Origin of the sequence: Occallatibacter sp., from assembly GCF_036502485.1 — a bacterium.
Lineage (GTDB): Bacteria > Acidobacteriota > Terriglobia > Terriglobales > Acidobacteriaceae > Telmatobacter.
In genome coordinates this window covers 60,935-87,568 of sequence record NZ_DASXYM010000016.1, presented here as the reverse complement: position 1 = coordinate 87,568, position 26,634 = coordinate 60,935, and the positions used below count along the sequence as shown (strand labels likewise).

The window sequence follows — 26,634 nt, the reverse complement described above, 5'->3', positions numbered from 1 at the left end:
TCGCGGAAGATAATCAGCGTTGGTCGCGGACGATATCAGTGTTCGTCGCGCACGAGCAGCCAGCGCACTTGTAACTGCGCGCCGCCGGGGACGCGCTGCGCCCAGAGGTCGAAGTCGCCCATCTGGGTTTTGCGCTTGAGGCTCACGAAGGGGCGGTTCTGCCAGGTGCGTTGCTTGCAGATGCCGCCGCTGTAGCCCACGCCGGTTAGCCAGCGGGGTTTGGCGTTCCACTCGACGCGGGCGCGGTCGACATCGAGGCCCCAGCGTTGCGCGGAGTCGAGGGGAATGGTGGGAAACATCACGGCTTGCGAGGAGAGGTGATGGGGGTAGCGGCCGTCGAGGACGGGCCAGATCCAGAGGGAGCGTTTGTTGTGGGATTCCGGTCCGGCCTCCTGAGTGAAGTAGAACTCCTGCGTCCAGTCGAAGCGATCGCGATGCAGGATCTGCGCGCCGCCGGCGACGAACCAGATCTGATCCTGCGCGTAGCCATTGTCTTTGTAGCCGAGGTCGGGGAGGATCCAGCGGCCGCGTTTCTGCGCCCATTCCACCACGCGATAGGTCACGATGTGCGGGGATTGTAGCTGCTCGCCGAAGCGAACAACGTAGATGTTTTTGACGGGGCTGGAGTGGGGAGTTTCTGCGAACAACGTGGATGCGCAGAGTAAGAGGACGCCCAGAGGACTCGAGCAATGCCTGACCCAGGATTTCATTTCGGCTACCTGGGTTCAGTCTAGGAATGGTTTGGTTGGGGCGCGGTGCGTTACGACACAGGAGTGCGGGCGGCGTGGGGTTTGTCTCACATTGCGGGCAGCGAGTTGGCGAGTCAGCGGGGTGGCGAGTTAGCGGGTGTCAGCCTGCGATCCAGGAAGTCGGCGGCGGCGGTGTAGGCCTTGATCCAGCTGCGGTGGAGGAGGAAGCCGTGAATTTCATCGGGGAAGATGAGCTGCTCGAATTCGACTTTGTGTTTGCGCAGGGCCTCGACGAGTTGCACGGTTTCGGCGAACGGTACGTTGCGGTCGTCGTCGCCGTGAATGAGGAGGACGGGAGAGCGCCAGGTTTCGATGCTGGACATGGGGGAGGACTCGAAGGCCTTGCGGGCGATCTGCTCGTGCTCGCGCGCGTCGTAGGAAGGGACGAAGGTGGGCATTTCGAGGTTCCAGTCGTGGACGCCATGAAAGTCGACTCCGGCGGCGAAGAGGTCAGAGGCGCGGGCGAGGGCGAGGGCGGTGAGGTATCCGCCATAGCTGCCGCCCCAGCTGGCGATGCGGGAGCCATCGACTTGCGGGAGGGAGCGGAGATAGACGCCTGCGCCCATGACGTCATTGAATTCGCTGGCGCCGTCGGCGCCGTAGTTGAGGGCTTCGCGGAACTGCATGCCATAGCCGATGCCGCTGCGGTAGTTGGCGGCGAGGACCACGTAGCCTTTGGAGGCCAGGTACTGGTTCATGGCGTAGGCGTTGGAGTAGTAGTCCATGTAATGGAAGCCGAGGAGCATCTGGCGCTGGCTTCCACCGTGGAAGAAGACCGCGGCGGGGCGGCGCTCGCCGGGTTTGAGATCGGGCGGAAGAAAGAGCTGGCCGTGGATCTGCATGCCGTCAGCGGCGGAGAAGATCACCTGTCTCGGGGTGACGAAGTGCTGGCCGGGGTAATCGGCGGGTATGGCGGAGGGGGCGAGATCCGCAAGGTCGTTGCCGCGCACGAGGGCGGGGTGGATGGGTGTATGGGCATCGGAGCGCAGGACGACTACGGCGCCGTCGCTCGTGACTTCGGGTTGGGTTTCAATTCCTTCGCCGCGGGTGAGGGCCTCAGGCGATCCGGCTTGCGATGCGACGGAGATGCGCCACCCGTGGCGGCGGTCGATGTCGTTCTGGTTGGAGTCGAAGACGAGGGTTTTGCGGTTGTAGCTGAGGGAGACGTGCTCGACTTCGAAAGCGCCGGGGGTGAGCAGGCGCGCGGTTCCGCCGGTGATGGGCACGGCATAGAAGTGCAGCCAGCCGTCGCGCTCCCAGGGGAAGATGATTTCACTGCCGGCGGTCCAGTGCAGTTGATTGGCGGAGGGGGTTTCGCGGTAAGCGCTGCCGATGCCTTCGGCGGCTTTCCAGATTGCGCGGGACTTGCCGGTGGCGGCGTCGGCGATGTGGATGGACCAGGGGAGCGCCTCGCGGTGGGCCATGAACATGAGGGCTTCTTTTTCCGCGGGAACGCGCAGGAAGGCGATCTGTTTGGAATCGGGCGACCAGACGGGGGCGTCATCGCCATCGGTGGAGGGATCCATGTAGGTCCAGGCCTTGTCGTTGACGGAGTAGGAAACGACGAAGCTGTGGTCGCCGCGGCCGCTGACGAAGGCAAGGCGGGCGCCGTCGGGGGACCAGCGGAGGCCGTGATGGGAGCCGCGGATGTTCATGAGTTGCTCGGGCTTGGCCTGGGGGTCGTCGAGGCGAACGGACCAGATTTGCCCCTTGGCGACGTAGGCGAGGGTTTTCCCGTCGGGAGAGACGGCGGGTTCGTGTCCTTCGGCGAGGAGGCGCGGGTCGCCGCCGTTGATGCTGACGAGGGCGATTTGTTCTTTGGCACCCTGGAGGAAGTCGGCGGGGTTGGGGACGGCGGGGTTGAGGCCTTCGGTGTCGCCGCCGCGCACGTAGACGAGGGAGGCGCCGTCGGGGGTGAACTGGACAGAGCTGATCTCCTGGCCATCGTCTTCGGTGTAGGGGGTGACCTGCTTCGCGGAGTTTTGGGTGGCGGGGGCGGCGACCCAGAGATTGCGGCGGCCGGCAATATCGGCCACCCAGGTGACGCGGGCGCCGGAGGGGGCGGCGTGCAGTTCAGAGCAGAAGGGGGCGCTGAGGGCCTGCTGGATGGTGAAGCGCTGGGCGGAGGCGAAGGGGGTTGAGATCGCCAGGATTACGGAGAGAAACAACAGGGGCGTCGAGCGCCGACGCGCGGGGAATGGTTTCTGCACCTTGACCTCCGGAAAGGGCCATTGTGCCATACGGACCCCTGGGGGGAAGCGCGAGGCAATCGGATGGCGGTGGGTTTTGAGCGGACCGGACGGGGCGCGGTGGAAGCGCGTAGAGGGCGGTTTGCCGGACGCGGCGGGGAGCGGTTTACGTCTTGAGTTGATTGGAGTTGAGCGGCGCGGTAATTTCTAACGGTTGACACTCAAATTTAATGATCTTTACACTTTAAGCGGGGCTCTTCGTCTCTGACGCCGTGTTTTGAGCGTGCGAACGCCGGCGGCGGCGGTGGCCAAGGGGAGGACCCGCTCCACGAGGAGCCAGAAAAGTATGGCGGAGATGCGCATCAGCCCGCGGGAGCGGATGGTGCTGACGGCGATTATCGAGTTGTACATAGCGACCGGCGAGCCGGTGGCATCGCAGGCGGTTGCGCAGACGTTTGCGAACCGCGATGGGCTGAGCTCGGCGACGATCCGGAATGTGATGGCTCAACTGGCGGATTCGGGGTTGCTGGAGCAGCCCCACACGTCGGCGGGGCGCGTGCCCACGGCGGCGGCGTTCCGGTTCTATGTGGAACAGCTTATGCAGCCGGCGCGGATTGTGCTGGGCGCGCCGCCAGCGGCGCATCCCTTGAGCGAGCAGCGCAGGGAGCAGATCGAGGACAGTTTCAGCGGGGTGACGAGCACGAACGAGTATCTGCAGCGCACGTCGCAGGTGCTGGCGCTGTTGTCGAGCGGGCTGGGGGTGGCGCTGGCGAGTTCGACGGGCTCGCAGATTCTGGAGCACATTCATTTTTCGCGGCTGGGCGGGAACCGGGTGCTGGCGGTGCTGGTGACGCAGTCGGGCGTGGTGCAGGACCGGGTGCTGGGGCTGGATCGCGATCTGTCGCACCTGGAACTGGAAACGGCGGCGCGCTATCTGAACGAGAATTTCCGCGGGTGGCCGATTGAGCGGATTCGCAACGAGGTGACGCACCGGGTGGAGATTGAGCGCGAGGCGTATCAGCAGTTGCTGACCTCGATTGAGGAGCTGTGCCGCAAGGGGGCGCTGGCGGGCGAGTCGGGCGCGACGCTCTATGTGGATGGGATGGCGAACCTTATCGGCGCCGAGGTGGACCGCGAGCGGCTGCGGCAGATGCTGGTAGCGCTGGAAGCGAAGCAGCGGCTGGTGGAGCTGCTGACGGCGTATGTGGATGGTAAACGGCAGGAGGTTCGCGTGGTGGTGGGGCTGGAGCAGGCGTCGCCGGCGATGCAGGATCTGGTGCTGATTGGGTCGCCGGCGAATCTGGGCCATGCGAATCTGGGTACGGTGGCGGTGATTGCGCCTACGCGGATCCAGTACCAGGAGATGATCCAGGCGGTGCGGTATATTGCGCAGCTTTCGGAGCGGATCCTGGACGTTCCGGCCGAGGGAAGATGATGTAGAGGATGGGTTCGTTGGGTGAAGCAAGGTGGGAGCGGAGCAGTGAACGGGTGCTGGGGAACGGCTTAGCGAACTTTGTGGCACGGATATGGGAGCAGCAGGGGGAAAAGCCCACACGTTCTATGCGGCGCATTCGGCATGACTGAAGTCATGCCCTGTTTACAAAGCCATCTCCTGCCGGGTCTTTCGACCAGTGAACTCGTCCCTTTCAGGGCGACCATTATGTCGGTCGCACATCCAATGACTACGGCGGGAAAACTAGAATTGAAATAGGCGACTTATGTTGCGGAGATTTCGGAGACGTATGCCAAATCAGGAAACGGACATGAAGGAAGTAGAAACGAAGGACGTGGGCGGGAGTGACGACGCGGTGCAGTCGGAAACGGGAACGGTGCCGGGCGGAGCGGAGGCTGCCGCCCCGGAAGATGGCGCGGGGCCCCAGCTTGTGGAGGAGGCGCCGGCTGCCGAGGAGACTGTGGCGCGCGCGCAGTATGAACAGTTGAAGGCCGAGCGCGATCAGCTTGTGGATCGGCTGGCGCGGATGCAGGCGGAGTTTGAGAACGCTCGCAAGAGGACGGAGCGCGAGAAGGCCGAGTATCGCGATTATGCGGCGGCGAATGTGGTGGAGCAGTTTCTGCCGGTGCTGGATAATTTTGAGCTGGCGTTGAGGGCGAAGGGTTCGGCGGAGCAGTTGCGATCGGGCGTGGAACTGATAGTGAAGCAGATGGAAGAGGTTCTGCGGCAGATGAATGTGACGCCGGTACCGGCGGTAGGCGAGGAGTTTAATCCACATCATCATGAGGCGCTGGGCTCGGTGGAGCGGGACGATTTGCCGGATCAGCATGTGGCGGAAGAGATTCGCCGCGGATACAAGATGCGCGAGAAGCTGCTGCGCCCGGCGATGGTGCGCGTCGTTTCGAATCCAAAACAGACGGTAGAATAAAGTGACTGTGAGCAAAGCGGACTACTATGAGGTGCTGGGGGTCAACCGCAACGCCAGCGACCAGGAATTGAAGAGTGCCTATCGGAAGCTGGCGCTCAAGTATCACCCTGACCGCAATCCGGGTGATCATGCATCCGAGGAGAAATTCAAGGAAGCGAGCGAGGCTTACCAGGTTCTGTGCGATGGCGACAAGCGCGCGGCGTATGACCGATTTGGTCATGCGGGCGTGGGCGCAGCGGGAGCAGGCGGCCCGTTTGGCGGCGGCTTCGCGGGCGGCGTGGACATTGGGGACATCTTCGGCGACTTGTTCGGCGAGATGTTCAATATGGGCGGCGGCGCGGGCGGCAGGGGATCGCGGCAGCAGCGTGGCGACGATCTTCGTTTCGACCTGTCGATCGAGTTTGAGGGCTCGATCTTCGGGACGGAGACGGAGGTAAAGATCCGGCGGCTGGAGCCGTGCGGGACGTGCAATGGGCGCGGGAGCGCTTCAGGGCGCGGTCCGAGCATCTGCAGCCACTGCCAGGGACGCGGCCAGATTCGCTATCAGCAGGGATTTTTCAGCGTGGCGCGCACGTGTTCTTCATGCGGCGGGACCGGGACGACGATCAGCGATCCGTGCCAGACGTGTCGCGGCGAGACGCGCGTGAGCAAGGAACTGAAGCTGAACGTGAAGGTTCCGCCGGGTGTGGAAGACGGCACGCGTATCCGGTATGCGGGCGAAGGCGACGCGGGGCGATCGAATGGGCCGCGCGGCGATTTGTATGTTGTGCTGGCGGTGCAGCCGCATGACTTTTTCGAGCGCGACGGGCACGATCTGCGGTGCGTGGTGCCGATCAGCTTTCCACAGGCGGCGCTGGGCGCGGATATCGAGATCCAGGGTGTCGACGGGCCGGTGGCGCTGAAGGTTCCAGAGGGCACGCAGAGCGGCAAGGAGATTCGCGTGCGGGGACGGGGTGTGCCGGTGCTGAACAGCAAAGGGCAGGGCGACCTGGTGGTGAAGGTCGTGGTGCAGGTGCCACGGAAGTTGTCGCGGCAGCAGCGGGAAGTGGTGAACAAATTGTCGGAGATGCTGAGCGTGGAGAACAAGCCGACGTCGCCGAGTTTGCTGGAGAAGATGAAAGATCTGTTTAATTAGTGGTGAACTGGTGATCAGGTGAACAGGTGGCCCTGCGGGTGAGTGTTCGCGGGGCCTTTGTTTTTGGGGGGCTGGTTGCGTGGGCTGAGGATGGCCCGATAGACTTTTGGGCTGACGAACGTGTTGAGCCGGAATAGCTTTGGAATTCCGCATTCCCCAATTGGATGTGGGCGCGGCGGCGCAACGGCCTGTTCGGGCCAGACGCGGAAAGCTTTGACAATCGGAATTGTTTTTGGCGGCGCTGTGGTGCGCTTGAGAGAGCTTGCAAGGAGAGGTCGTTTTTCTAATGAGATTGTTTCGATGGGTGGTGGTGGTTGCCGGGGTGGTTTTCGCGCTGGGTGGCGGGTCGCGCGGGTGGGCGGGGCAGGAGCTGGACTCTGCGCAATTGCTGCATCCTTCGTCCGACTCGTGGCCGCAGTATCACGGGGATTATTCTGGCGAGCGTCATAGCCGGCTGAGCCAGATTTCGAGTACGAACGTGAATACTCTGGGGCTGGCGTGGGCGTTTCAGACCAACCAGGAGGCGTCGATCAAGTCTTCGCCATTGCTGGTGGATGGGATTCTTTACTTCACGGTGCCCGACAACATCTGGGCAGTGGATGCGCGATCCGGGCACATGCTCTGGCATTACAAACATCCGACAGGGGAGGGCGAGCACATTGGGCATCGCGGGGTGGCGATGTACAAGGGGTGGCTTTACTTCACGACGCCGGATGCGCATTTGCTGTCGCTGAATGCGAAGGATGGGAGCGTGCGCTGGGACAAGGTGATCGGCGATGTGAAGAAGGGCTACTGGTCGACGATGGCTCCGCTGGTGGTGAAGGACCACGTGATTGCGGGCGTGGGCGGGGACCTGGATAACTTGCCGGGGCTGCTGCGGTCGTTCGATCCGGATACGGGCGCGCTGCAGTGGGAGTGGCTGGCGACGCCGCCGGCTGAGGAGTCAAAGGTGGGGACGGGGGGCACGACGTGGATGACGGGCACGTATGATGCCGCGCTGAATCTGCTGTACTGGGGCACGGGCAATCCAACGCCGGTGTTGAACGGCACGGCGCGGCCGGGGGACAATCCGTGGACGTGCAGCATTGTGGCGCTCGATCCGGATACGGGCAAGCTGGCGTGGGGATTCTCGGCGTCGCCGCACGATACGCATGACTGGGATGCGGTGGAGACGCCGGTGCTGGTGGATGCGGACTTTCATGGCAAGCCGCGGAAGATGCTGATGCAGAGCTCGCGGAACGGATACTTCTTTGTGCTGGACCGGACCAATGGGAAGAGCCTGCTGACGGTGCCTTACGGGCCGGTGAACTGGGCGTCGGGCGTGGACAAGGATGGGCGTCCGATTCCGAACCCGGACAAGGACCCGCAGCGGGATGGGCGGTTGATTGCACCGGATGAAGGCGGGATGACCAACTATCGTTCGCCGAGCTTTGATCCGAAGACCGGGCTGTTCATCGTGGACACGCGTTTCAGCTACAGCATTTACTTCACCAAGCCGGAGGATGGCGCGTACGGCTGGGCCGGGGCCGACTACGGTTTGTGGGGGCAAAGCTTTATCCAGGCCATCGATTACCAGTCGGGGAAGATCCGCTGGCGGCATGATGTGGGGCCGGGAGCCGGAGCGGGCGTGCTGACGACGGATGCGGGGCTTACGTTCACCGGGGATTCGACGGGGAACATGCTGGCGCTGTCGACGGCGGACGGGAAAACGTTGTGGCATGCGCAGACGGGAGCCCCGATGCAGACGTCGCCGATTACGTATGAGCTGGATGGGCGGCAGTATGTGGTGAGCGGCAGCGGGGGCGTGATGTTTGCGTGGGCGCTGCCGGCGGGGGCGCGCGGGAAGTAGACGGGGCGAGATCGCGCTGATGCCGCTGCGATCATCCGGCCAAGGGAGGAGGAGCAAGTTTCAATCAAACCTGCTCCGCCGCCCTTAGACCGGTCTCGGTTCAACGTCTCATTTCGCCTGCGCCAGCCCTGCAACAACCGCTGCGACCTTATCGAGTATCTCGTTCCAGCCTTCCAATTGACCGCTGTCTTTCGCGCTCTCCATGGTTTCATTTCCAACAAGGGTGAGCTTTGTCTGACCGTCTCCGAAATCCTCAAAAGTAACTACATCGTGCGCACCCTCTATGGCCTCATGTTCTATTCCGTATTGCTCGGCCTCGACCTTGTTTCCATCCGGGTCGGAAAAGTACATGGAATAAACAATCTTCTCGTGCGGAACGATCTCGTGGTATTCACCACCACTCCAGAAATCCTGCCCATCCGGCGATCGCATGCAGCAGAGGAATTTTCCTCCCACGCGGAAGTCTATCCTGCAAAAAGGCGCTGTAAAACCTTTTGGTCCCCACCACTGCATGACATATTCCGGGTCAGTCCACGCCTTCCAAACCAACTCGCGTGGGGCATCAAAAACTCTTGTGACAACCATCCGCTCGGACTCGTTAACCACGTCTTTTGTCATTTCTGACCTCCGCTTTTTTCATCTGCTTCACCACCACGTCCAGCTTGTCGAAACTCTCTTCCCAGAATCGGCGATAGTTTTTAGCCCAGTCGCTGACTGTCTTTATCGTCTCTGGCCTGAGCGTGCACACGCTTTCTCGTCCACGCCTGGTCTTGGTCACAATCCGCGCCCGCACCAGGCAGGCAATATGTTTTGAAATCATCTGCTGCGAGAGTGCAAACGGTTCCGTCAGTCCACGCACAGAGGCAGGCCCATGGGAGAGCCGTTCGATCATTGCCCGCCGGGTTGGATCAGACAGAGCCGCAAATGTCGTGCCGAGATAATCCACAACCACATGGTAGTGAATTGTCTGGGTGAATGTCAATTGGGATTGTTGCGATCGCCGATTGGGGTTTGTGGTTTCCCATCCTGTCGCCAGAAATAAAGCGACAGGATGGGGCACGGGGGGGTGTGGCGGAGGGAGAGGCGGGAAAGCGGGTTCTTCGCTCTGCTCAGAATGAAAAGGTTTGGGGGAGAAGCAGATTCTCTGCGGGAATGACAGAGAAGAAAAGCCAAAGCAAAAAGCGAAAAGCGAACAGCGGGTTCTTCGCGGCGCTCAGAATGACAAGGTTTGTTTGGGGGATGTGGGCGGGGGGTTAGGTGGCGAGGAAGACGATGGCGGCGGTGGCGACGCCGATGAGGAGGCTCATGCGATCTGTGATGGCGAAGACGACGGGATCTTCGTCGAGCTTGCCGCGAGAGGCGAGGAGCCAGACGCGATTGAGCCAGAGGAGCATGAGCGGCACGACGAACCATAGGTAGTTGGGATTGTGGTAGAGCTTGGTGACGTCGCGGCCGCTGATGTAAATGGCGAAGATGACGACGGCGGCGTAGGCGCTGGAGGTGCCGAAGGTGCGTAGCTGCTCGAGGTCGGTGAGGAAATAGCCGCGGCCGTTGCTGGGCTGGGTTCCGCTGGCGCGCAGGTTTTCGAGCTCGGCGAAGCGCTTCACGATGCCCAGGGAGAGGAAGAGGAAGATGGAGAAGCCGGCGAGCCAGTGGGAGATGGGGGTGAAAGTGGCGGCGCTGCCGGCGAGCAGGCGGAGGGTGTAGAGGCCGGAGAGGATGAGCACGTCGACCAGAGGGACGCGCTTGAGATAGCCGGTGTAAGCGATGGTGGTGGCGAGATAGAGCAGGAGCCAGAGAGCGAACGCAGTGGGGAGGAAGCCGGCGCCGAGCGCGGCGAGCGCGAGGAACGAGGCGACGATGGCGAAGCCTTGCGTAGCAGACAGGTCGCCGGCGGCGAAGGGGCGCATGCGCTTGCGGCGATGGCGGCGGTCGGCTTCGATGTCGAGCAGATCATTGACGATGTAGGTGGCGGAGGCGGCGAGGCTGAAGCTCGCGAAGGCGAGCAGCGCGCTCAGCAGGCGCTGGGGGTGGAAATCGTGCGCGAGCAGGAGGGGGAAGAAGATGAGGGCGTTTTTCGCCCACTGGTGCACGCGGATGGCTTTGAGGAAGGAACGCAGGGGATGAGCGCGCTGGTCAAAGCGGCGCACGGGGTGAATGGAGCCGAGCTTGAGGCGGAGGCGCAGGGTGGGGTTGGCGACCATGGGCTCGGCGGAGTGAGCCAGGAGGGGGAGGTCGGGCGTGTCGTTGCCGATGTAGTCGAAGGACTCGCCGGGCAACTGGCTGCGCAGGCGCTCGAGCTTGTTTTTTCCGGTGAGGTTGGTGGCGCCGTCGCTGCCGAGGACGCCGGCGAAGATACCGAGGTGATCGGCGACACGCTGGGCGAGGCGCTGGTCGGCGCCCGTAGCGAGATAGATGTCGCGGCCCTTGGCGCGCTCGGCCTGAAGGTAATGCAGGAGGTCGCGGTTATAAGGCAGGTGGGTGACGTCGAGCGAGACGGTATGGGTGACGAAGGCTTTGAAGGCGGCTTTGCCTTTGAGGACCTGGGCGGGAAGCTGAAGGGCGGTGAAGGGCTTGGAGCGCAGGAGGACGAGCAGGGAATCGATGAGGGTGTCGGATTTGACCAGGGTTCCGTCGAGGTCGACACAGAGAGGAGTGAGCGTAGCCGGACGGGCCGCGGTGTAAGTGGCGGGGGGTGGCAATGGTCCTCCTTTCTGTGCGGGCTGTCGTATGGAGCCGTTTTGGCGGATCGATCTTTCGCAGGGCTAAAGCCCGCGCTCATTGAGTGGTCGACCTGCCGGCACGAATCAAGCGATGCCGGTTACAAAGCACTTTGGCCGGTGTGCAGGGAACCTGAGCCTCTTTCAGTATACAAATGGGTGCAAACCCCTGATAAGCAGGGTGATTCAGGGGTATGTAATGCCCTGTTCAGTGAAACCCGGAGTGAGGGGGTAAGTTTCGTGGGGTGGTGCCGGGTGGCAGCGGATGGGTAGTAGTTCCCAAGTCTCAGAATCAAGACCTGGGGTACCGCGAGACCGCAGCGGTCGGGTTCGTGGTTTCCCACCCTCGCGCCAGGAAAAAGGCGCGGGATGGGGCACGGGGGGTTCGTTGATGAGGGAGGAGGCGCAGAAGGGGGTTCTTCGCCGCGCTCAGAATAACAAGGTTGCGGGAATGATTACTCGCAGCGCTGCTGCTGGTGTTGGAAGGGGAGGAAGAGGGAGAAAACGGTGCCGTTGTGGGGTTCGCGCTGGCTGCTGCGGACGTGGAGCGCGCCGTGGTGGCGGTTGACGATCTCCTGGCAGACCCAGAGACCGAGGCCGTTTCCGGCGGTGCCTTTGGTGGTGTAGAAGGCCTCAAAGATGTGCTTGCGGGTTTCGCGCGACATGCCCGTGCCGGTGTCGGCAATGGTGAGGACGATGCCGGGCTCGTTGGTCTTCCAGTTTCGTCCTTTGCGGCTGCGGATGATGAGGCGGCCGCCGAAGGGCATGGCTTCGAGCGCGTTGGAGACGAGGTTGTTGAGGACCTGGCGCACATCGCCCTGAAAGCAGAGAACGGGTTGTTCTGTGCGGAACTGCTGGTCGATGTGGACGTGGGCGTTGCGCAGGCGGCCCTCGTAGATGCGCATGACGGTGGCGAAGAGATCAGCGCTGGTGGTGGGCTGCGGGTGCGAGGACTGCTTGTGGAAGCGAAGGGTCTGGTTGGCGATGATGGAGACGCGGCGGATCTCCTGGTCGGCGAGATCGAGATAGCCGCGCACGTCAGCGCCTTCCGCGTGGCGGGCGAGGAAGATGAGGTTCATCACCGATTCGAGGGGGTTGTTGATCTCATGGGCGATGGAGGCGGCGAGGCGGCCGACGGCGGCGAGCTTTTCGCTGCTGAGCAGGGCGGACTGGGCGCGCTTGAACTCGGTGATGTCACGGCTCTCGGGCACGATGTAAATGACGCGTCCGGACTCGTCGCGGACGGGGGTGAGGGAGAAGTCGAACACCACGGGTTCGCCGGAGGGGCGGATCAGGGTGAGCTCCGAGCGGAAGGTGTAACCGGTGTTGGCCTGGGCGATGGCGCGGCGGACCAGGGTGGACATGCCGGGAGTGTGGACGAACCAGGGCGTATCGGCGAAGTGCCGGGAGATCACTTCTTCGCGGCGCATGGGGCCGAACGCGAGGGAGGCGCGGTTGCACTCGAGAACCAGGCCGTCGGGGGTGAGCAGTCCGATGTATTCGAGGCTGGTGGCATACATCGCTTTGAGGCGGGCTTCGCTTTCGCGCAGGGCCTCGGCCTCGCGGCGCTGGGAGGTGACATCGCGGAAGAAGATGACGATGCCATGTTCGGCGGGCTGGACGGAGATACGGTACCACGCGTTGTGGGGGGCGGGATAGAAGGCCTGAAAGGTCCCGGGGGTGCCGTGATCCATGGCGCGGTAGTAGTGCTCGATGAAGGGCGATCCTTCAAAGACGGCTTCAGGGAATGCCTCCCAGAACAGGCGAGCGGTGAGTTCGCCGCTGGCGCGCAGCATGTCCTGGGCGCGGCGATTGCGATAGACCATGCGCCAGTTGCGGTCGATGCTGAGCACGCCGTCGGTGGTGGCGTCGAGGACGAGCGAGAGCTGACGGGCGAGGTCGGCGCGATCGCGCTCGGCGGCACGGCGTTCAGTGATATCGCGAAACACGAGCACGGAGCCGGTGAGGGCGCCGTGGTCATCGAAGATGGACGAGGCGCTTTCGTCGATGACGATCTCAGAGCCGTTGCGGCGCAGCAGAACAGGGCACCGGTCGCGCGTGACGGCGGAGCCGAAGTGTTTTACTTCTTCCGCCGAGCTTTCAATGGGATGGCCGGTCTCTTCATCGACGATGCGGAAGATGTCGGCGAGCGGCTGGTTGGCGGCTTCCACGAGGTTCCAGCCGGTGAGCCTCTCGGCCACGCTGTTCATTTGCACGATGCGGCCTTCGGCGTCAGTGACGATGACGGCGTCGGCGATGCTCTGCAGGACGCGCCAGGCGCGGGCTTCATTCTCGCGACGCGACCGGGCGGCCGTGACTTCATCGGTGACGTCATGGAGCAGGCCGAAGAGACCGGCCACGCGGCCGTCGGCAAAGACAGGGCTGTAGGAGTAGTTGAGGTAGAAGTCCTTCATCCCGTCGGGTGTTTCGATGGGGACGCAGAGGCGCTCGTAGGAGAAGGTGCTTCCGCTGGCGAAGGCTTCTTCAAGCAGGGGGCCGACGACGCCCCAGGATTCGCGGTAGACCTCGCGGGCGGGCTTGCCGAGGGCTTCAGGGTGGCGCTTGCCGGGTATGTGGCTGTAGCCGTCGTTATAGATGAGGATCAGGTCCTCGCCCCAGAGGGTTCGCGCGGGGTGGGGAGAACTCAGGGTGAGATTGACGATGGCCACCAGTTCGGCGGACCAGCAGTCGACAGGGCCGAGGGGTGTGGAAGCCCAGTCCAAGGCGCGGACGAGATCGGCCATCTGACCGGCTCCCTTGATGCGGTCCGAGCCGGAACGGGTCGGAGCCGCGGTGGGGAGCGCGGTTGGTGTCAATCCGTTCGGGATCATTCTGGGCATCTCCTGTAGATTCAACCGGAAAAGGCGATCAGAGCCGAGCTTGACGCGCACATCGGACCCGCGCGCAAACCCCGGCTGTCGATTTCGCTACAACGGCACCTTATTTTTTGTTGGATGCTGAAAAGAGGTGCAGTTATGCCACCGGTTCCATTCAGCTTTCGTTGCTCGAGCCGGAGTAAGATGAGGGGACCGGCTACCGAGGTGCGAGCGGTTGCCGTCTTTTTAGCAGAACGCCAGGAGGGGCTGCACCTCTCCGGAGTTTTCTGGATCACTACCAACTGGTTCTACTCCAACGGAACCATTACAGCCTATCCTTCTCAACCGGCCTGGGAAACTCGACGCCATGACAACAGGATTTATTAACAGGATCGCGACCGCCGTCCCGCCGCACGATGTGCATCGGGCCTTTGTGGATTTTGCTCAAACCATGCTGCCGGAGGGCACAGTGCGCAACCTGTTCAAGCGCATGGTGCGGCTCTCAGCGATCGACCATCGGTACTCGTTTGTGGAGCCCGTGAAGAGCGAGGGCGAGCTGTGGCGGGATGCCGAGGAGATTTACGTTCCGGGCAGCTTTCCTACGACGGGACGGCGGATGCAGGTGTTCGAAAAGTTTGCGCCGCGGCTGGCGGAGTGCGCCCTAAAGCGGCTGTGCGTAACGGACGAGGAGCGGCGCAGCATCTCGCACGTGATTATCACGTCGTGCACCGGACTGTATGCGCCGGGGCTGGATTTCGATGTGATCCGGCTGCTGGACCTGAATCCGTCCGTGGAGCGAACCATGATCGGGTTCATGGGCTGCTATGCGGCGGTGAACGCGTTGAAGTCAGCGAACTATATTGTGCGCGCGCAGCCGGACGCGAGGGTGTTGGTGCTGAATCTGGAGCTGTGTTCGCTGCATTTCCAGGAGACTCCGGAGCTGGAGCAGGTGTTGTCGTTCCTGCTGTTTGCGGATGGGTGTGCGGCGAGCCTGGTGAGCGCGGAGCCGCAGGGGCTGGCGATGGACAGCTTTCTGGCGGTGCGGCTGCCGGAGACCAGTGACCTGATCACATGGCGGATCGGGAACGGCGGGTTCGACATGCACCTTTCCGGACAGGTGCCCGGTGAGATCAAGCGGGCGATGAAGGGCCTGGGTCAGGAAGTGACGCGCGGGCGCGGGGCGCAGGGGATCGATCTGTGGGCAGTGCATCCGGGCGGGCGGACGATTCTGGATTCGGTGGAGCAGGGGCTGGAACTGCCGCCAGAGGCACTGCGCTTCTCTCGGGACATTCTGTCGCGGTTCGGGAATATGTCGTCAGCGACGGTGATGTTTGTGCTTCAGCAGGTGATGGCGGAGGCGAAGGCTGGGCAGCAGGGATGCGCGATGTCGTTTGGGCCGGGAGTGACGGCGGAGACGATGTTGTTTCATGGCGCCTAGCGGCGCCATGAAACAGGGAATAGGGAGTGGGGGGCGAATAGGGCCGGTGGATTTTTCGCGGCGGGCGGATCTGGATGAGTTTGCGGAGCTGATGGATCAGCCCTCGAGCCGGGAGGACATGCGGGCTTGCCTGCGCGATCTGGCGCGGGTGAACCGGTGGTTTCTGGGGTACAGGCCGACGCTGGAGTGGCTGGAGGGGTTGCGCCGGGACGGGCGGCTGAGTGGGCAAGGGCCGGTGCGGATTCTGGATGTGGGCTGCGGGTATGGCGATGGGCTGCGGCGGATTGCGCAATGGGCGCGGCGGCGCGGAGTGGCCGTGGAGCTGATCGGACTCGATCTGAATCCGGATATTGTGGCGATTGCGGAAGAGGCAACTCCGGCAGGGAGCGGGATCCGGTGGGTGGCGGGGGACGTTTTCGCATATCCCAGCGCAGACCGCGTGGATGTGGTGGTGAGCGCGCTGTTTGCGCATCATCTGCGGGATGGGGATGTGGTCCGGTTTGTGCGCTGGATGGAGGAGCACGCGAGGTTGGGGTGGTTTATCAATGACCTTTCGCGGGCGGCGGTTCCTTACCACCTGTTTGGCTGGTTTGCGCGGGTGATGGGGCTGCACCGGTTTGTGCAGCATGACGGGCCGGTGTCGTTCGCGCGGGCGTTTCAGGCGGCGGACTGGCGAAGGCTGTGCGGCGAGTCAGGTATCGCGGAGAGCCAGTACCAAATCTTGCCGTACAAGCCGGCGCGGCTGTGCGTGGGGAGGATGAGATAGAGCAGGGACCAGGGATTAGGGAGTAGGTCAACGTGCCGCAATCGGTTGAGTATTTCGTGATTGGCGGGGGGCTGGCGGGGGCGATGGCAGGGCTGCGGCTGGCGGAGGCCGGGCGCGCGGTGTTGCTGGTGGAGCGTGAGCGCGGGCCGCGGCCGAAGGTGTGCGGCGAATTTCTGAGCGCGGAAGCGGTGGAGTATCTACGCAGCGGTGGCGTGGACCCGCTGCGGTATGGCGCGCAGCCGGTGAGAGGGATGCGGTTTTCAGCGGGCGCGCGGGTGGTTGAGACGGAGCTGCCGTTTCCTGCGCTGGCGCTGTCGCGCGCGGTTCTGGATGAGCAGTTGCTGCTGCGCGCGGAGGAGCGAGGCTGCACGGTGAGGCGGGGTGTGACGGTGCAACAGCTCTGGCGCACTGACGGGGCGTGGCAGGCGTTTACCGATGGCGGCGAGATGGTGCGCGCGGAGCAGGTGGTTCTGGCGAGCGGGAAGCACGATGTGCGTGGATGGATGCGTGCGCAGGGCAGGCAGAACGACCTTGTGGGGTTCAAGATGCGGTGGCGGCTGGCGGCGGGCGCAGCGCGGGAACTGGCGGGGCATATCGAATTGCACCAGTTTGCGGGGGGATATGGCGGGCTGGTGACGGTGGAGGACGGAGCGGCGAATCTGTCGGCGGTGGTGCGGCGGCAGTTGTTGCAGCGCGTGGGCGGATGGCCTGGCTTGCTTGTGCACATGCGGACGCAGAACCGCTTGCTGAACGAGAGGCTGACGGGCGCGGCGGCGGCGTGGGAGCGGCCGATGGCGATTGCAGCCATTCCTTACGGGTACATGGCGCGGGAGGCGGATGGGTGCTGGCGCGTGGGCGACCAGGTGGCAGTGATTCCGTCGTTTACCGGGGATGGGATGGCGATCGCGCTGCACTCGGCGAGCATGGCGGTGGAGAGAATGCTGGCCGGTGCGAGTGTGGACGCGTATCAGCGGGAGCTGGCGGCGCAGTTGCGGGGCGGGATGCGGATTGCGACGGCGCTATCTCGGCTAATGGCGAGTGGGGGTGCGCGGTTGGTGGCGCCGATGGCGATGGCGATGTTGCCGATGGTGCTGGGGTCGATTGCGCGGGCTACGCGGATTCCGGCGAGAGCGATGCTGGTGGAAGGGGTCTGAGCGGCATCTTTGCGGGGCGGTTGTGGCGGAAGAAAAGCAGATCCCCTTGGGGGATGACAGGCAAGAAAAACAAGAGCAAAGGCAAGTGCAAGCAAAAGCGGGTTCTTCGCTTCGCTCAGAATGACAAGCAGATGAAATGACAAGCCGGATAGAGGAGGGAATTGGTGGAGCTGAGCGGGATCGAACCGCTGGCCTCCTCGTTGCGAACGAGGCGCTCTCCCAGCTGAGCTACAGCCCCACAGGTGACTTCCCTATCTTAGCAGCCGAAGGGAATTTGGCAAAGGCCGGTGAACCTGATTCGGGACGCGGAGAAAGTCATTCAGCGGAGCGTCGATGGATGGTTCGCGTCCCCAAGGAAAGCAGAGCCGTTCTGCGGGTTTTGATTGTCTTTCTTGTCTTTGCCCCAGGTCCAGTAGAGCCCCAGGTAGGCGTAGTTCTCGGTCTGGCCGGCCACAGAATGGCCGTAACAGAAGAGGAGCTGCTGATTGGGGTTGCGTTTGAAGTGGTAGTATCCGCCGGCGTCGATCATGGTGGAGGCTTCGATTTGCGGGGGGGCGGGGCCTTCGGCTCCGTGGGAGAAGGCTTCGACTCCGAGCTCGAGCCGCTCGCTCAATTGCCGCTTGACCAGGAATCCGCCGTAGGGGAAGTTGTGGAAGCCGGTTTGCGGGATGATGGTCTCACCGGCGCCGCCATCGACGAGCCATTTGCCGAAGTTTTTTTGCATCCACAGCGGAATTTTGTACCAGGTTGTGCCAACTCCCAAGCCTTTGTCGGCATTCCCGGCGGGCAGCTCAACCATGGTGAATGTGCCGATCTGGGGGACGTGTTTCGACTCCTTGATGATGGCGATTTTTGCTCCGATTTCCATATCGAGAAGGCCGAACTCCGTGGGGCCTGTGCCTGACGGCAGGTAGACGGGACGGTTCAGAGGGGCGGCCACGCCGAAGGGAAGAACTGCGTGGAGCTGGACGCGGGGAATGGCGCCCCAGTTGAATTCGAAGGCCGGCCCTAGAGAATCCATCTCCACGGGCGTGCCGTCGGCGGCGCCGAAGATGTAGAACTCGTAGTGCTGGAAGTCCACGGGAACGGGATCATCGGTCTGGTAGGGCGGCCCCTGGGCGCGGAGCCGGGTCGCGAAGCATGCCAGAAGAGCGATGGTGACCAGAAATGCCGGATGGGAGATTCTCCTCATCGAATGTCCCGGTGATGCCTGGAGGGGCGAATAAGGGAAGGCCTCACGATCGATCCTCCAGGAAAGGGAAGGAGAGTCAGTCGCCTTAGAGGATGGCACGGGACGGATTGCGCGGTCAACGGGAGGGCGCGGCTACAGCATTTCTACCGATTGCGCGGCAGCCGGCCGCGTGCTACGGTAGCTGGATCTCTGCGGGTCCGGGGTGAAGAAGATGCGCGTCCGCGGTTTTGAATTCGCGTGCAAAACCCTAGTGTTCATGGGGTTTTTGGCGATCGTGTGGGTTGCGACGGGGAGCCCGGCGGGGGCGCAGGTATTTGATGCGAGCGATATCCAGAAGCCGGTGTACGTGGATGCCGCCTGGAGGGTGCAAGCGGGGGATAATCCGGCATGGGCCAAAGCTGATTTCGATGACTCAAAGTGGCTGCTGGTGGATCCGTACAAGAGCCTGGTGGAGTATTTGCCCGACGAGCGTCCTGAGGTTGTGTGGTACCGGATCCGCTTGAAGGTGTCTTCGCGCCAGTCGGGGCTGGCGCTGGAGGTTGAGCACCTGTCGCATGCGTTCGAGATATACGTGAACGGCGACCGGTTGCTGCGGGCGGGCAGTGTGGCGCCGTACCACCCGTACACCGATTCGGCGCGAAGGATCGCGGCATTCGACTGGGCCGATATGGAGACGGGGACGCTGGTGCTCGCATTGCGCGTGCATATTTCGCGGGGGGAGTGGTCGAGCGCGTTGCCGGGGCTCTACTACGACAACCTGATGGTGGGGCGGCGGCCGCAGCTGCAGGACTATCTGTGGCTGGCGTGGATTTCAAGCTTTGCCGGGTATGCCTTGATCGTGGTGCTGGGGCTGATCACCGGGATCATGGCGTTGGGATTGTACTGGGTGCAGCGCGACCGGACCGAATACCTGTGGATGGCGGTGGTGGCGCTGGGGTACCTGGTGGACCTGGTGTGGAGTGCGCTGCTGCGGGTGCAGAATCTGCCCCTGGAGTGGGCGACGTGCCTGGACGGTGTTTTGCTGCTGTGGGTGCTGCTGGGTCCGGTGTTCATGTACCTGGCGTTTCTGCGGATCAGGATGCCGCGGCGGGTGGCAGTGGCGCTGTTGGTGGCGGCGGGGCTTTCGTTGATCCAGGTGGTGGGCAGGGACTACGAGTGGATGCGTCCGGGTTTGCGGATTGCGCTGTCTGTGCCGCTGTACGCGGCGGCTTACTTTGCGCTCCCGATTGTGCTGCTGGTGCATTGGCGGCGGGGGAACCGGGAGGCGGGAATCTTGTTGATTCCTGCGCTGCTGCAGGCCCTGGAGGCGAATCTGCAACTGTTCTTCGACGCCATGGGAGCGGTGCCGCGCTACAGCACATGGGCGTATAACCTGGGCGTGGCCTGGACCAGTTATCGGCTGGGACCATTCAATGTACAGCTCACGCACATTTCGAATGGCCTGTTCTGGATTTCGCTGGCATTGATCCTGGTGTTGCGGACGATTCGGATCAGCCGCGAGCAGGCGCGGATGGAGCACGATCTGGAAGCCGCGCGGCAGGTGCAGAGCGTGATTTTGCCGCCGGCGCAGGATGTGGTTCCGGGGTTTACGGTGGAGACGGTGTACCGGCCCGCACAGCAGGTGGGCGGAGATTTCTTTCAGGTATGGCCGGCTCCCGACGGAGGGCTGTTGCTGGTGCTGGGGGATGTGGCGGGGAAGGGGCTGCCGGCGGCGATGATGGTGGCGGTGCTGGTGGGTTCGATACGGACGCTGGCGCAGGTGACGTCGGATCCGGCGGAGATTCTTGCGCACATGAATGAGCGCATGCAGGGGCGGACGGGAGGGGGATTCTCAACGTGCCTGGCGCTTTATCTGCACACGGACGGAACGGGATTGCTGGCGAGCGCGGGGCATCCCGCACCGTATATGAACGGGTGCGAGGTGGACGTGGAGGGAGCGCTGCCGCTGGGGATTGCGCCGGGGGTGGAGTATGCGTCGCAAGCGGTGTATCTGGATGGGGGGGCGCGGCTGACGTTCTATTCGGATGGGGTGCTGGAGGCGCAGAATGCACGCGGCGAGTTGCTGGGATTTGAGCGGGTGCAGCAGTTGTCGCGGTTGAGCGCGAAAGAGATTGCCGATGCGGCGAGCGCGTTTGGGCAGAATGATGACATTACGGTGGTGGTGATTGAGCGGGCGAAGGCAAGGACGGAAGGGGCTGCAGCCCGACCGGAGCATATTTCGCTGGTAGCGGCTGGGCAGCGATAGTCCACTTATGGATCGGGCGCTAAAGGACGGCAGCCTGGACAAGTAGGGAACAAAGGCGAAGGCCGGGGGAAACCCCGGCCAACCGAGCCTTGGGAACGAGTCCGGCTAGAGCTGGTTCATGTTCTGGAGGAACTCGGCGTTGTTGCGGACCTTCTCGAGACGGCTGATGAGGAGTTCCATAGCTTCAACGGGCGAGAGCGGATTGAGCACCTTGCGGAGGACCCAGATGCGCTGCAGGTCTTCCTTGGGGATGAGCAGCTCTTCCTTACGGGTGCCGCTGCGCTGGATGTCGATGGCCGGGAAGACGCGCTTGTCGACGAGTTTGCGGTCGAGGATGATTTCCATGTTGCCGGTGCCCTTGAACTCTTCGAAGATGACTTCGTCCATGCGCGAGCCGGTGTCAACGAGGGCGGTAGCGATGATGGTGAGCGAGCCGCCTTCTTCGATGTTGCGGGCTGCGCCGAAGAAGCGCTTCGGGCGCTGCAGGGCGTTGGAATCGACGCCGCCGGAGAGCACCTTGCCGGAGGGCGGCACGATGGTGTTGTAAGCGCGCGCGAGGCGGGTGATGGAGTCGAGGAGGATGACGACGTCGCGCTTGTGCTCGACGAGGCGCTTGGCCTTTTCGATGACCATCTCGGCGACCTGCACGTGGCGGGCGGCCGGTTCGTCAAAGGTGGAGCTGATGACTTCGCCCTTGACGGAGCGCTGCATGTCAGTGACTTCTTCAGGGCGCTCATCGATGAGCAGGACGATCAGAACGACTTCAGGATGATTCGTCGTGATGGAGTTGGCGATGGACTGCAGGAGCATCGTCTTGCCGGTCCGCGGCGGAGCGACGATGAGACCGCGCTGGCCTTTGCCTACAGGGGTGAGCAGGTCCATGACGCGGCCGGAGACGGCTTCGCGCACGGTCTCCATCTTGATGCGTTCCTGCGGATAGAGCGGCGTCAGGTTGTCAAAGAGGATTTTGTTGCGTGTTTCTTCGGGCGACTCGAAATTGATGGCTTCAATCTTGACGAGTGCGAAATACTTTTCGCCTTCGTGGGGGGGCCGGACGTTGCCGCTGATGGAGTCGCCGGTCTTGAGGTCGAACTTGCGGATCTGCGAGGGCGAGACGTAGATGTCGTCGGGGCCGGGCAGGTAGTTGTAGTCAGGAGAACGAAGGAAACCGTAGCCGTCAGGAAGGATTTCAAGGACGCCTTCAGCGAAGATGTGTCCTTCTTTTTCGCTCTGCGCCTGGAGAATCTTGAAGATCAGATCCTGCTTGCGAAGGCCGCTGGCGCCGGGAATCTCGAGGGTGCGCGCAATGCGGCTCAGTTCAGTGATGTTTTTTTCTTTAAGCTCTGCGATGGTCATATTCACCTGCGGGTGGGCGGGATTGTGATGGGAGGAGAGTCGGAGGGATGTACTCCGGAATCAGGAGGGGAATCTAGGCAGCATTGTAACGCAGCTGCTGCGACGTTGGTTCCCCGGGATGAAGTGGAATTTTAGTGTTGCGGCAGTGGGTTTTGAGTTGGGCCTGTTCCCGAATTGCAAGTTTCCCGGTCGGCGCGTGATCTGCGAACCTGTCTGGAAATTTGAGTTGATGGGGACAGGAGGAACCGAAGGGCGGCTGACCTGGAGAGGAAAGCCGCCGGTTCCTGGAGGGAGCGAGCCTAGGCGGCGCGACGTTGCTGAACGGATTCCTTTGCGGGCGCGGCGACGGGCGCCAGCGTGCCGGGATTGGTGCTGCGGAAGCGATGCAGCACGTCATTGGTCGTGTCCTGGAGCCGGGTGTTCGGCTTGTGCAGCTTGCGGGTCGCCTTGCTGGCGAGCTGGCAAAGCTGGTAGCGATTGGACACATGAGAGAGTGCCCCAAAAACCAAATCAGAACGCATTATGAGTTTCTCCTTCTTCGGTCTGCCCGGCCGGAACTGCTTGGCGCCGCCAGTGCAGCCAGCGACCTGTTTTGGTCGCCAAAATTTCCATCACAACAGTTAGACGCACACGTCCGGTGCGCAGTTCAAAAACCTTTGATGCAGTTCTTCACAATGTGAAACGCATTTGCAGATTTTTTTTGGTGAAGCCTTAGCGTTTTCCGTTTTTCGCGGCGGGCAGAACTAAACACGACGCGTCATCAACTCAAAGGCCACAGGCTGCTTTGTTTGATGCTGGAAACGGACAGACGGATTCACCTTGCCGGACCTGTGCGATCTCCCTTGTGGATGGCACCTTTAAAGTTAAACCGGAGCGGGGTCACGGTCAACAGTTTTTTAACGATTTGCACCGGTTTGTGGACGGGGTGTGGATTGTCACGATCAATGGAGATAAGGACATTGATTTGTGTTCGTTAAGGGGGAACAAGGGGTGCAGTTCAGGCACTGAGAGAAGCTTTTGGGGCGATTGGATTTCCACAATTTGGGCTGTCAGTGGAGCAGGCGAAGGGGTCGGATTGCGGAAGAGGACGGGCCTGCCGTCCGGGTCATATAAATAGGATGCGTTGCCGTCCGCCTGACAGAAATGGCGGCGGGTTGACCGTTCCCTGGGCGCGGTGACCCGCTCGTCAAGCCGAAACAACCAGAGGATCAGAAAGCCGAAGATTGGCACCATGAGGATGGCCATATCCCAGTGGTCAAGCATATTGGGGGTGTACATGGGTGCCTCCGTCCAGGCATTTGGAGGATGAGAGGGTTCTCATCTCCTGACCGGCTCATCGGCTGGAATTGGAATTCTCTTAAGAACGGAAGTAATGAAAGGCAGGGAGTAGGGAGTAGAAAGGCCGACGGAGTTACCGAGTTACAGGGTCGCAAAGTTACAGAGTTACGAAGTTTGCGGGGAGGCGTGGGATGAGTTAGGTCAGGACCAGTAGCTGCGGTCCAGGGTGCGGTATTGGATAGCCTCTGCGAGGTGGGAGACGGTGACGCGTTCCGCGGCATCGAGGTCGGCGACGGTGCGGGCAACTTTGAGTATGCGGTCGTGGGCGCGGGCGGTGAGGCCCTGTTGCTGCATGGCGCGTTCGAGGAGGCGCTCGGCATCGGCGCCGAGCTCGCAGTAGACGCGAATCTGGCGGGTGGTCATCTGCGCGTTGGAGTAGATTTTTTCGCCGTGGCTGTGGAAGCGTTCCTGCTGACGGGCGCGGGCGGCGAGGACGCGGTCGCGAATCTCGGCTGAGCCTTCGGCTGCGGCTCCGCCACGCAGTTCCTTGTAGTGCACGGCGGGAACTTCAATGTGGATGTCGATGCGGTCGAGCAGCGGGCCAGAGATTTTGGCGACGTAGCGCTGGATCATGGGCGGGGTACACATGCATTCGCGCGACTTGTCATTGAAGTAGCCGCAGGGGCAGGGGTTCATGGCGGCGGCGAGCATGAAGCGAGCGGGGAAGCTGAGCGACATGCTGGCGCGGGCAATGGTGACGGTGTGGTCTTCAAGAGGCTGACGCAACACTTCAAGAACGTTGCGAGGGAATTCCGGCAACTCATCGAGGAAGAGAAGGCCATTGTGCGCGAGCGAGACTTCGCCGGGGCGGGGAACGACGCCGCCGCCGATGAGGCCGGCGTCAGAGATGGTGTGATGCGGGGAGCGAAAGGGCCGGTGGGTGACGAGTCCGGCTGCGGCATCGAGCACGCCGGCGACGGAATGGATCTTGGTGGTTTCCAGTGCTTCATCGAAACTGAGCGGGGCGAGGATGGAGGGCAGGCGTTTGGCCAGCATGGTTTTGCCGCTGCCCGGGGGGCCGATCATTAATATGTTGTGGCTGCCGGCGGCTGCGACCTCGAGAGCGCGCTTGGCGGTCTGCTGGCCGCGGACATCTTTGAAGTCGACGGTGAACTGTTGCAGTTCGCCAAGGAGCTCTTCGGTTGATACGCGAAAAGGCGGACGCTGCACTTGGCCGAGCAGGGTGGAGTTGAGGAGTTCGACGACATCGAGCAGGGATGTGACGGGAAAGATGTTGACTCCCTCGACTACGGCAGCTTCCGGAGCGTTGTCCGCGGGGAGGATGAGGTTGGGAATGTTTTTTTCGCGGGCCATGATGGCGACCGGAAGCATGCCGGGGACGGCGCGCACTTTTCCGTCGAGGCCGAGTTCGCCGACGAGCAGGAACGGGCTCAGATCGCGAAGGGTGATGGCGTTGTAAGCGCCGAGGATACCGACGGCGATGGGGAGATCGAAGCCGGAGCCTTCCTTCTTCAAGTCGGCCGGCGCGAGGTTGACGGTGATGAAAGTCGGGGGAATGAGGTAGCCGGAGTTCTTGATGGCGGTGCGCACGCGGTCGCGGCTTTCGCGCACGGCGGCGTCAGGCAGGCCGACCATGTGGAAATGTTCTTCATTGGTCGTAGTGCCGCTGTAGTCGACTTCGACGTCGATCAGGTTGGCATCGATGCCGTAGACGGCTGCGCTGAGAGCCCTGAAGTGTGCCATGGATTTGGCCGGAGTGTATCACCGCGTGTAGTGGTGCGGTATGTGACGGATGACGCTGCAGATGGATCGAGGACTTGGGAGCTGGTTGGAGGGCGGTTGCTGGATTCGCAGCATGCGTTGCTGCGGAGAGAACGTGACCAATGCGTGTCGCGATAGAATCTGGAACGTGACGAGTCTGTTTGACTTATATAAGGTCGGTGTCGGGCCATCGAGTTCGCACACCATGGGTCCCATGCGCGCGGCATTCCAATTTGCAACGGAACTGGCGAAGGCGGGGAAGCTTGATCGCGTGTTCCGCGTGCAGGCGGAGTTGTACGGGTCGCTGGCTCTGACGGGCGTGGGGCACGCTACGGATCGTGCGGTGCTGCTGGGGCTGGTGGGATGCGAGCCGGCGACGGTTGCTCCGGAATCGATAGAGCCGACGATCGGCGCGATCCGCGGAGACAAAGAGATCAACCTGGCTGGGAAGAAAAGGGTTGCGTTCGACGAGGCGCGCGATCTTTTGTTTCATCGCTCGACCATGTTTCCGCCGGAGAGCGTGTTGCACCATCCCAACGGATTGCGGCTGACGGCGTTTGATGAGGCGGGGAGTGTTGTCGAACGGCGAACGTTCTTTTCGATTGGCGGCGGATTCATCACCGAGGATGGGGCGGGTGCGGATGCGCGGGCTGCGCAGGGCGAGGCGCGGATTCCGTTTCCCTTTCACAGCGCAGCGGAGTTGCTGGAGCTGGCTGAAACACACAAGCTCACGGTAAGTGAGTTGATGCTGGCGAATGAGTCGGCGCGGTTCGGGCATCTGTCGCGTGCGGAAGCGGAAGAGTGGGTACGCAGCGGAATCGATCGGATATGGGAGACGATGCGCGGATGCATGGAGCGTGGGGTGGCGACGGAGGGCACGCTGCCGGGCGGGCTCAATGTGCGGCGCAGGGCGCATCGGCTTGCGGAGAGGCTGCGCGAGAAGGAAGGCGAAGGGAAGGTAGCCGATCCGCTGGCGCCGCTGGACTGGGTAACGGTGTGGGCCATGGCGGTGAACGAGGAGAACGCCGCGGGCGGGCGCGTGGTGACGGCGCCGACGAATGGAGCGGCGGGCGTGGTGCCGGCGGTGGCGCGCTACTACGAGCAGTTTATTGAGGGCGCGGATCGCGCGGGCATTCATCGCTTCTTCCTGACCTCTGCGGCGGTCGGCATCCTATATAAGGAGAACGCGTCGATAAGCGGCGCGGAGGTTGGCTGCCAGGGCGAGGTGGGAGTGGCGTGCTCGATGGCGGCCGGCGGCTTGATTGCGGCGCTGGGCGGGACCAACGGGAATGTGGAGCATGCGGCCGAGATCGGCATGGAGCATAACCTGGGCATGACGTGCGATCCCATCGGGGGGCTGGTGCAGATTCCATGCATCGAGAGGAATGCGATGGGCGCGGTGAAGGCGGTCCAGGCATCGCGGATGGCGCTGAACGAGACGGAAGGACACAAGGTTTCGCTGGACCAGGTGATTCGCACGATGTATCTCACGGGGATGGATATGCAGTCGCGCTACAAGGAGACCAGCCTTGCGGGGCTCGCGCTGAATGTCATCGAGTGCTGATGGGTTGCGCGCCGGCCGTG

At 62.6% G+C, this 26,634-nt stretch carries 20 protein-coding genes and 1 tRNA gene; 9 read left to right on the top strand and 12 right to left on the bottom strand.

Going from position 1 to position 26,634, the window contains the following annotated elements:
- Positions 1-35: 35 nt before the first annotated feature.
- Both VGL22_RS02970 and VGL22_RS02965 read right to left on the bottom strand, forming a co-directional pair.
- Positions 36-647: a hypothetical protein gene (locus VGL22_RS02970; protein WP_465265388.1), complete on the bottom strand. Its 612-nt coding sequence runs from the start codon at positions 645-647 to the stop codon at positions 36-38.
- Positions 648-823: 176 nt separating this feature from the next.
- Complete coding sequence (locus VGL22_RS02965) at positions 824-2,959, bottom strand: prolyl oligopeptidase family serine peptidase (protein WP_465265387.1); 2,136 nt, start codon at positions 2,957-2,959, stop codon at positions 824-826.
- A gap of 325 nt (positions 2,960-3,284) precedes the next feature.
- Between VGL22_RS02965 and hrcA the strand changes: the two genes are divergently transcribed.
- The 4 genes from hrcA (at position 3,285) to VGL22_RS02945 (ending at position 8,303) form a co-directional block, all read left to right on the top strand.
- Positions 3,285-4,373: a heat-inducible transcriptional repressor HrcA gene (gene hrcA / locus VGL22_RS02960; RefSeq protein WP_465265386.1), complete on the top strand. Its 1,089-nt coding sequence runs from the start codon at positions 3,285-3,287 to the stop codon at positions 4,371-4,373.
- Positions 4,374-4,701: 328 nt separating this feature from the next.
- The gene (gene grpE / locus VGL22_RS02955) at positions 4,702-5,319 is read left to right on the top strand and encodes a nucleotide exchange factor GrpE (protein WP_465265385.1); all 618 of its coding nucleotides are present in this window, start codon (positions 4,702-4,704) and stop codon (positions 5,317-5,319) included.
- A gap of 7 nt (positions 5,320-5,326) precedes the next feature.
- A complete protein-coding gene (dnaJ, locus tag VGL22_RS02950) occupies positions 5,327-6,454 on the top strand; it encodes a molecular chaperone DnaJ (RefSeq protein WP_465265384.1) in 1,128 nt (375 codons plus the stop codon).
- A gap of 286 nt (positions 6,455-6,740) precedes the next feature.
- Positions 6,741-8,303, top strand: coding sequence for an acido-empty-quinoprotein group A (locus tag VGL22_RS02945; RefSeq protein WP_465265383.1), 1,563 nt, complete (start codon positions 6,741-6,743; stop codon positions 8,301-8,303).
- A gap of 108 nt (positions 8,304-8,411) precedes the next feature.
- Here the strand turns inward: VGL22_RS02945 and VGL22_RS02940 are convergent, their stop codons facing one another.
- The 4 genes from VGL22_RS02940 to VGL22_RS02925 form a co-directional block, all read right to left on the bottom strand.
- Positions 8,412-8,921: an SRPBCC family protein gene (locus tag VGL22_RS02940; protein ID WP_465265382.1), complete on the bottom strand. Its 510-nt coding sequence runs from the start codon at positions 8,919-8,921 to the stop codon at positions 8,412-8,414.
- Positions 8,902-9,285 carry an ArsR/SmtB family transcription factor gene (locus tag VGL22_RS02935; RefSeq protein WP_465265381.1) on the bottom strand — a complete coding sequence of 128 codons (384 nt, stop codon included), beginning with the start codon at positions 9,283-9,285 and terminating at the stop codon, positions 8,902-8,904. Before VGL22_RS02935 ends, VGL22_RS02940 begins: the two co-directional genes overlap by 20 nt.
- Positions 9,286-9,556: 271 nt before the next feature.
- Positions 9,557-11,005, bottom strand: coding sequence for a UbiA family prenyltransferase (locus tag VGL22_RS02930; protein WP_465265380.1), 1,449 nt, complete (start codon positions 11,003-11,005; stop codon positions 9,557-9,559).
- Positions 11,006-11,478: 473 nt separating this feature from the next.
- A complete protein-coding gene (locus VGL22_RS02925) occupies positions 11,479-13,854 on the bottom strand; it encodes a PAS domain-containing sensor histidine kinase (RefSeq protein WP_465265379.1) in 2,376 nt (791 codons plus the stop codon).
- Between the two features lie 352 nt (positions 13,855-14,206).
- On the opposite strand from VGL22_RS02925, the gene VGL22_RS02920 reads away from it, so the two are divergent.
- From VGL22_RS02920 to VGL22_RS02910, 3 genes are read left to right on the top strand one after another with little or no spacing between them, the layout of a single operon-like run.
- Positions 14,207-15,277, top strand: coding sequence for a type III polyketide synthase (locus VGL22_RS02920; protein WP_465265378.1), 1,071 nt, complete (start codon positions 14,207-14,209; stop codon positions 15,275-15,277).
- Positions 15,267-16,043, top strand: a complete 777-nt coding sequence (locus VGL22_RS02915) for a methyltransferase domain-containing protein (protein WP_465265377.1) — start codon at positions 15,267-15,269, stop codon at positions 16,041-16,043. Before VGL22_RS02920 ends, VGL22_RS02915 begins: the two co-directional genes overlap by 11 nt.
- A 32-nt stretch (positions 16,044-16,075) precedes the next feature.
- The gene (locus VGL22_RS02910; RefSeq protein ID WP_465265376.1) at positions 16,076-17,197 is read left to right on the top strand and encodes an NAD(P)/FAD-dependent oxidoreductase; all 1,122 of its coding nucleotides are present in this window, start codon (positions 16,076-16,078) and stop codon (positions 17,195-17,197) included.
- 162 nt (positions 17,198-17,359) lie between these two features.
- Here the strand turns inward: VGL22_RS02910 and VGL22_RS02905 are convergent.
- Both VGL22_RS02905 and VGL22_RS02900 read right to left on the bottom strand, forming a co-directional pair.
- Positions 17,360-17,435, bottom strand: a tRNA-Ala gene (locus VGL22_RS02905).
- An 81-nt stretch (positions 17,436-17,516) separates the two neighbouring features.
- Positions 17,517-18,389, bottom strand: coding sequence for a transporter family protein (locus VGL22_RS02900; protein WP_465265375.1), 873 nt, complete (start codon positions 18,387-18,389; stop codon positions 17,517-17,519).
- A 256-nt stretch (positions 18,390-18,645) separates the two neighbouring features.
- Between VGL22_RS02900 and VGL22_RS02895 the strand changes: the two genes are divergently transcribed.
- Entirely contained in the window at positions 18,646-20,634 is a 1,989-nt protein-coding gene (locus tag VGL22_RS02895; RefSeq protein ID WP_465265374.1) for a PP2C family protein-serine/threonine phosphatase, read from the top strand.
- A gap of 105 nt (positions 20,635-20,739) precedes the next feature.
- Here VGL22_RS02895 and rho read toward each other — a convergent pair whose 3' ends face one another.
- The 4 genes from rho to VGL22_RS02875 all read right to left on the bottom strand — a co-directional run bounded on the left by rho (position 20,740) and on the right by VGL22_RS02875 (position 25,032).
- Positions 20,740-21,990, bottom strand: a complete 1,251-nt coding sequence (gene rho / locus VGL22_RS02890; protein ID WP_465265373.1) for a transcription termination factor Rho — start codon at positions 21,988-21,990, stop codon at positions 20,740-20,742.
- 299 nt (positions 21,991-22,289) lie between these two features.
- Positions 22,290-22,511, bottom strand: coding sequence for a DNA-directed RNA polymerase subunit omega (locus VGL22_RS02885; protein ID WP_465265372.1), 222 nt, complete (start codon positions 22,509-22,511; stop codon positions 22,290-22,292).
- Positions 22,512-22,875: 364 nt separating this feature from the next.
- Positions 22,876-23,268, bottom strand: a complete 393-nt coding sequence (locus tag VGL22_RS02880) for a hypothetical protein (RefSeq protein ID WP_465265371.1) — start codon at positions 23,266-23,268, stop codon at positions 22,876-22,878.
- A 201-nt stretch (positions 23,269-23,469) separates the two neighbouring features.
- On the bottom strand, positions 23,470-25,032 hold the full coding sequence (locus VGL22_RS02875) for a YifB family Mg chelatase-like AAA ATPase (RefSeq protein ID WP_465265370.1): 1,563 nt from the start codon (positions 25,030-25,032) through the stop codon (positions 23,470-23,472).
- Positions 25,033-25,165: 133 nt separating this feature from the next.
- On the opposite strand from VGL22_RS02875, the gene VGL22_RS02870 reads away from it, so the two are divergent.
- Positions 25,166-26,614 (top strand): L-serine ammonia-lyase, encoded by a 1,449-nt coding sequence (locus tag VGL22_RS02870; RefSeq protein WP_465265369.1) that lies wholly within the window; start codon positions 25,166-25,168, stop codon positions 26,612-26,614.
- The last annotated feature ends 20 nt before the right edge of the window (positions 26,615-26,634 follow it).